Source organism: Agromyces sp. NPDC055520 (assembly GCF_053619715.1).
Genome location: NZ_JBSHJY010000038.1, coordinates 23,291 through 29,754, shown reverse-complemented (window position 1 = coordinate 29,754; position 6,464 = coordinate 23,291). Strand labels below are relative to the sequence as shown.

Sequence of the window (6,464 nt, the reverse complement as noted above, 5' to 3'; positions counted from 1 at the left end):
CGCCAGCCTCGCCTAAGCACTCGCGGCCCGCGACCCCAGCACGCCCCGGAACGCTGCAACCCGTCGCCCCCCCGACACATTCACGCGACAGCCTCAGCAGCACACCGTTGTCAGTGTGGGTGGCGCCGCCATGCCACCAGGGAAGGACGTGATGCACCTCGGTGGCCCACGCCGGGGTGTCGCACCCGGGAATGATGCAGCCGCCGTCGCGTGCGGCGAGGGCACGACGCTGTGCGCGGTTGAAGCAACGCTCGGTCGTGCCGATGCCAACGATCCGGCCGTTGGCGGTGAGCGTCACGCGCTGGATGCCGTTCGCGCTCGCATGCTGTTCGACGGCTCGCATCGAGATCGGTTCGTCGACGCCATCGACGTGGCCGACGCCGTGAGCGGCGCGCAAGTCGTCGGCGAGCACCGTGACGACGATCGTCGGCGACGCACCGCCGAGCGTCGGGAGCTCATCGGCCCGTGCTGCGATGTCGAACACGGTCGCGATCGCGTCGTGCTGGCGTTGGGCTCGGGTGCGTGGGTCTCTGCGAACGGATGCCTCGGGCTCCGGCTGCTCGTCGCCGGCCGCGTCTGGAGCGGCGGTCGGATCAGCGACGGGCATGAACCCGGTCGACTGCCGGAAGTTGGTGATCGAATCGAATACCCGTCGCACCATGCCCGCGACTTCGGGCAGCAGGGCGCCACGCACCGGGACGAGGCCGTCGCGAGCGGGGAGGAGCTCGAAACCGCGAGCCGCCCACTGCCGGTGCGACGGTTCGGCGCCGTCGGGATCGAGGACCTCGGACCACACGGCGGCCTGCAGGCGGGTCTTGGCGGCGGTCGCGGGGGCCATGACCGCGGCGCCCGCCACGGGGGCGACACCGATCGCCGCACAGACGAGTTCGTGTTCGGCAGCGCGCACCCCGTCGAGGTCGCCGTTGGCGTGGCGGACAAGCACCGCGTCGAGCGCCTTCGTGATCAGGCCCGCAGAATCGATGCCGAGTTCACCGGTGCGAAGGCCGTCGGCGACCTGCTCGAAGCGGGGCGGCATCGAGTCGCCGAGCAGCGTGGACGTTCGACGGACCGCCGCCCCGAGCTTGAGCCGCGCACGCGCGGTGGGCGACGCGACGCGAGTGAGGCGTTCGAGGAGTTCGACGGCGCTGGTGCACCCCTTCTTCGCGGCGAGCCCCTCGCGACCCAGCGAAGGTCGGGACCGGTGCTCGACCTCGCCCGCCGCATGGACGCGTAGGGCGTCGGTCATGCGACCGAGCCGCTCGACCTCGGCGACGATGGCGAGGAGTTCGAGGTCGGGCGCCGTCGCTAGAGGCGTCACCGGGTTCGACGCCCCGCTCGCGGCATCGAGGAGGTCGCCGACACGATCGGCGACCTCTGCGATGCGGGTGGCGAGGCGGTGCTCCATGTCTTCGACGCTACAGGCGACCACCGACATTGCGGCCCCGGCGGAAATAGCCGCTGACCTGCATATGCAGCTGTGGAGAACGGGGGTCGAGAGTCACCTGTGGAGGAGGAGTGGGGAGGGTTCGGCGGGTCTCGATACGCTCGCTTCGCTCGCTACTCGACCGACGGGACGAGCACCCCGTCGAGCACGGGGTGCAGGTGCCGGGTGGTGAGCACCGTCGCGGCGTGCCGGGCACCCGCCTCGAGTGCCTCTGCCAGTGAGGCGCCGCCGAGGTGGGCGTCGAGCACGCCCGCCATGAAGGCGTCGCCGGCCCCGTTGGTGTCGAGCACCTCGACGGGGACGGCGGCGACGTCGGTCTGCGACATCCGCTCGCCGTCGTCGCGACCGATCGCGATCGCGCCCTGCGCACCCAGGGTGCAGACGACGACCGATGCCCCGCTTCGCACGCACTCCCGCATGAAGGGCCGCGGGTCGTCGCCGATGCGGTCGGCGTTCATGAAGATCCAGTCGGCGGCGTCGATGAACGGGCTATGGAACTCGGCGCTGCCGTCGTAGTCGTGGATGTCGGTCCAGATCGGCCGACCCGTGGCGCGCGCCGCGTCGATGAGTCCGCGCGAACGGGCCGAGAGGTCGAGCACGATCGCCGGGGCATCCGTCATCGCCTGCGTCAATTCCGCCGACGGCGGCGTGCCCGGGTCGTCGGGAGCGCTCAGGTACAGCGAAACGCGTTCGCCCGCGTGCGTCATGAGGTTGAGGTGGCTCTCGGTGCGCGCGGCGGGCAGGGCGTCGAGATCGACGCCGGATGCCTCGAGCGCACCCTGCACGCGCCGGCCCTCGTCGTCGTCGCCGAGGAGGGTGTGCAGCAGCACGGTACGGCCGAGGCCCGCGAGCCCGAGCGCCTTGCCCGCCGAGGTGCCGCCGACGGTCTCGTAGTCATCGAGCGCGAATTGCATGTGCGGCACCGGCTCGGGCAGGCGCTCGAGGTAGACGATGCGGTTCCAGGCGGCGGGGCCCGAGATGACGATGGGAGCACTCATGGTCAGCCAGCGTAGCGGCGGCGGTCGCAGCGGCGATGCGCCGTCGCTCCGGGCGGGCACTGATGCCGCACCGCGTCGTGAGGTCGACGCTGCGTATGAGGATCACTCATGAGAGGAGCGCGCCATGTCGGTCAGCATCGGGGGAGTGGAGCTCTACATGGGGCCGATGGCGGTCGGCGGCCCCGACGATCTCGACCAGGCGATCCGCGACTTCATCGACGACGCCGAGCACAGCCTCGCCATCGCCGTGCAGGAGATCGACTCGCGGCCGATCGCCCAGGCGATCCTTGCGGCGAAGATCCGCGGTGTGCGGGTGCGGGTCATCCTCGAGGGCGACTACCTCACCGAGGAGAAAGCGCTCGAAGACCCGTGGGGCGTCACCGGCGCGCACGAGGAGAACCGCGTCATCATGGGCGCCCTGCTGAAGGCGCGCGTCGACGTGATCAGCGACCTGAACCCGAAGATCTTCCACCAGAAGTTCATCGTGCGCGATTCGGGCAAGCCGGGGGCCGCGGTGCTCACCGGCTCGACCAACTTCACGCTCACCGACACGGGCAAGAACGAGGAGGTCGGCATCGGGGCCGGCCAGAACCTCAACCACGTCGTCGTGCTGACCGGCCAGCTCGCGGCCGCCGAGTACCTGCGCGAGTTCGAGCGGATGCGCTCGGGCACGTTCGGCGACCTGCACGAGCGCGTCGAGCCGCGGCCGAAGGAGTTCGATCTGCCCGACGTGCGGGTCAAGCCCCTCTTCGCCCCGCAGCACGGCCCCGAGATGGAGATCATGAAGCAGATGCTGAAGGCTCGCGACAGCATCGACTTCGCGATGTTCACCTTCGCCCAGTCGTCGGGCATCGACGACACCATGATCCGTCTGCGCCCCCTCGTCTCGCGCATCCGCGGCGTGCTCGACCGCGACCAGGGCGCCGCGAAGTGGGCGGCGACGAGCGACCTCGGCCACGGCGACATCGAGCTGTTCGCGAACCGCCGCAACACCGGCGTGCGCAAGCTCCACCACAAGCTCATGGTGATCGACGAGCGGCTCATCATCGTCGGCAGCTTCAACTACACGGCGCCCGCCAACACCCTGAACGATGAGAACATCATCGTGATCGGCGACCTCGAGGAGGAGGCCGGCAGCGCGGCGGATGTCGCGCAGCGCGAGCTCGCACGCTATGCGCTCACCGAGATCGACCGCATCATCGACGACCTCTCGGCGCCGGTGCCGGTCGCGCCCTGAGCCGGAGCGATCACGAGGTCATGGGCGGGCCGGGTGAACTGGTAGCGTCGCAGCCGTGAATGCGACGACCATCCTCGCGATCGACGCCGGCCAGTCGGGCATCAAGGTCAGGCACACGGATGCCTCGGGCTCAGCTGAATGGTCGGCTCCCGGTATCCGCACCGATCTGCCGCTGCTGCCCCAGCTCGCGCGCATCATCGAGCAGGCTCACGAGCAGGGTCGCACGGCCGAACGCATCGGCCTCGGGGTGTCGGGGCTGACCGACGACGAGTCCGACGCCGGCTCCCTGCTCGCCGCCGGTGCGCGGATCGGCGCTCGCAGCGTGCACCTCGCCCACGACTCCATCACGGCCTACCTCGGCGCGCTCGGCGATGAGCGGGGCGTCGTCGTCGCAGCGGGCACCGGCGTCGTGACGCTCGCCGCCGGCGCGACCGACATCGCCCGAGTCGACGGATGGGGCTACATCATGGGCGATGCGGGCAGCGGGTACTGGCTCGGCCGGGCCGGACTCGAAGCCGTCATGCGCGCCCACGACGGCCGAGGCAGCGCGACGGCGTTGACCGAGGCCGTGCGTGCAGACTTCCCCGACCTCGAGGCCGCCTACATCGAACTGCAGGGCGACCCCTCGCGTGTGCAGCGCGTCGCGTCGTACGCGCGTGCGGTCGCCGACGCGGCCGCCGCGGGCGATGCGGTCGCCGAGCGCATCGTCGCCGACGGCGCGCGCGAGCTCGCGACATCCGTCTTCGCCGGTCTCCGCCGAGTCGGCGAACTGAACGTGTCCGACTCGCGGGTGCGCGGAGTCGGCGGGCTGTTCCTCGGCGAGGTGCTCGGGCGCGAATTCGTCGCGGCGGTCCGCGCAGAGATCCCCGGCGCCGAGATCCGGCTCGGCGAGGCGCACCCGCTCGACGGCGCTGCCGCACTCGCCGACGTCGCGCCGACGAGTGCGCTCGCAGCCCACATCGCGGTCGCGACGTCGTCGGTCGAGTAGCGAGCGCCAGCGAGCCTATCGAGACCCGTTGCGAGGTCTCGATACGGCCGCGGGCGGCCTACTCGACCACCGGGGTGCGGGCGGCCTACTCGACCACCGGGGTGCGGGCGGCCTACTCGACCGCCGGGGTGCGGGCGGCCTACTCGACCGCCGGGGTGCGGGCGGCCTACTCGACCACCGGGGTGCGGGCGGCCTACTCGACCACCGGGGTGCGGGCGGCCTACTCGACCACCGGGGTGTCGAAGCGCTACATCGTGTCGAGGATCGCCACGAGGTGCTCGAACGTCGTGTTCGGGTTGACGATCGCGAAGCGCGTGTTCGGCCGGCCGGCGTGCGAGCTCGGCGTCACGAACGCGCGCTGCTCTTCGAGCAGACGCGTCGACCACGCGTCGTAGTCGGCCTTCGTCCAGCCGTCGCGTTCGAACACGACGACCGACAACTGCGGTGAGCGCACGAGGGTGAACCCCTCGCGAGACGCGATCTCATCGGCGATGCGCTGTGCGAGGGCGATCGAGCTCGAGATCGCCTCGCGGTACGCGGTGCCGCCGTACGTCGCGAGCGAGAACCACAGTGGCAGCCCGCGCGCCCGGCGCGTGAGGTGCGCGGCGTAGTCCGACGGGCTCCAGCCCTCGCCCTCGGTGAGCGTGTCGAGGTACTCGGCGTGCTGCGTGTGCGCCCGGCGCCCCTGCTCGGGGTCGCGGTAGATCAGCGCGCACGCGTCGAACGGCGCGAACAGCCACTTGTGCGGATCGACGATCACCGAGTCGGCGTGCTCGACACCGGCGAAGCGGTGCCGGGCGAGCGGCGAGAGCATGCCGGCGAGGCCGTACGCTCCGTCGACGTGGAACCAGAACTCGAACTCGGCCTTCAACGCCGCGATCGAGGCGAGGTCGTCGACGATGCCGAAGTTCGTCGAACCAGCCGTGGCGACGACCGCGAAGACGGATGCCCCGTGCTGCTCGAGCGCCGCACGAACGTCGTCGCCCCGCAGCACGCCGTCGGCGGCGGGTGCGACCGGCACCACGTCGACGTCCATCACGCGGGCCGCCGAGGCGATCGAGGAGTGCGCCTCGGCGCTGCACACGATCTTCCAGCGGCCGCCGGGCGGCGCGGGCACCGCGGCATCCGCTGCGCCGTCGCTCAACCGATCGCGAGCGGCCTCGCGGGCCGCGACGAGCGCAGAGAGGTTGCCGAGCGTGCCGCCCTGCACGAACACGCCGCCCGAGCCGGCGGGCAGACCGAACTCGCGGCCGAGCCACGACAGCACCTCGTTCTCGGCGTACACGGCGCCCGCTCCCTCGAGCCAGGAGCCGCCGTAGAGCGCGCTCGCCGACACGACGAGGTCGAAGGCCGTCGCGGCCTTCGTCGGTGCGGTCGGAATGAACGAGAGGTATTGCGGGTGGTCGGTCGTGATGCACGCGGGGGCGAGCACGTGCTCGAAGAGCGCGAGGGCGCGCTCTGCGCCGAGGCCCTGCTCGTCGATAGTGCGACCCGCGAGGCGGCGCAGCTCGGTCTCGGTCTCGGGCTTGTCGAGGGGGGTGTCATCGCTCAGCATGCGGCGGCGCGAGTACGCGAGCACGAGGTCGACGAGTCGCGCGGTCTCGTCGGAGGTGGAGTGCATGCGGGTCGCGGGCGCGCGGTGCGAGCTCGCGTCGTCGCTGTCGGGTTGAGTGCGCTGCATCCGGATGCCCTTTCGATTCGGCCGCGCCGGGACGCCGGTGGGCCACGGAAATTTTCACATACTGCCGCTGCTTCGCAAAGAAATGTCATGAAAGCTGCGTGGGGCGCCTGATCAAT

5 protein-coding genes are annotated in these 6,464 nt (G+C 71.1%); 2 read left to right on the top strand and 3 right to left on the bottom strand.

Features of this window, described 5'->3' with window-relative positions; genetic code table 11:
- On the bottom strand, positions 1–1,405 hold a 1,405-nt coding region (locus ACWGST_RS13645; RefSeq protein WP_452047212.1), incomplete at its 3' end, for a DUF222 domain-containing protein.
- Between the two features lie 152 nt (positions 1,406–1,557).
- The gene (locus tag ACWGST_RS13640) at positions 1,558–2,442 is read right to left on the bottom strand and encodes a carbohydrate kinase family protein (RefSeq protein ID WP_452047211.1); all 885 of its coding nucleotides are present in this window, start codon (positions 2,440–2,442) and stop codon (positions 1,558–1,560) included.
- A gap of 124 nt (positions 2,443–2,566) precedes the next feature.
- On the opposite strand from ACWGST_RS13640, the gene ACWGST_RS13635 reads away from it, so the two are divergent.
- Entirely contained in the window at positions 2,567–3,679 is a 1,113-nt protein-coding gene (locus ACWGST_RS13635) for a phospholipase D-like domain-containing protein (protein WP_452047210.1), read from the top strand.
- Between the two features lie 55 nt (positions 3,680–3,734).
- Entirely contained in the window at positions 3,735–4,667 is a 933-nt protein-coding gene (locus tag ACWGST_RS13630) for a BadF/BadG/BcrA/BcrD ATPase family protein (RefSeq protein ID WP_452047209.1), read from the top strand.
- A gap of 247 nt (positions 4,668–4,914) precedes the next feature.
- Here ACWGST_RS13630 and ACWGST_RS13625 read toward each other — a convergent pair whose 3' ends face one another.
- Positions 4,915–6,348: a pyridoxal phosphate-dependent decarboxylase family protein gene (locus ACWGST_RS13625; protein WP_452047208.1), complete on the bottom strand. Its 1,434-nt coding sequence runs from the start codon at positions 6,346–6,348 to the stop codon at positions 4,915–4,917.
- Positions 6,349–6,464 lie beyond the last annotated feature (116 nt).

Excerpts from the sequence above, each read along its gene's own strand:
- ACWGST_RS13640 (WP_452047211.1), bottom strand. The coding sequence starts at position 2,442 with ATGAGTGCTCCCATCGTCATCTCGGGCCCCGCCGCCTGGAACCGCATC.
- ACWGST_RS13625 (WP_452047208.1), bottom strand. The coding sequence starts at position 6,348 with ATGCAGCGCACTCAACCCGACAGCGACGACGCGAGCTCGCACCGCGCG.
- ACWGST_RS13635 (WP_452047210.1), top strand. The coding sequence starts at position 2,567 with ATGTCGGTCAGCATCGGGGGAGTGGAGCTCTACATGGGGCCGATGGCG.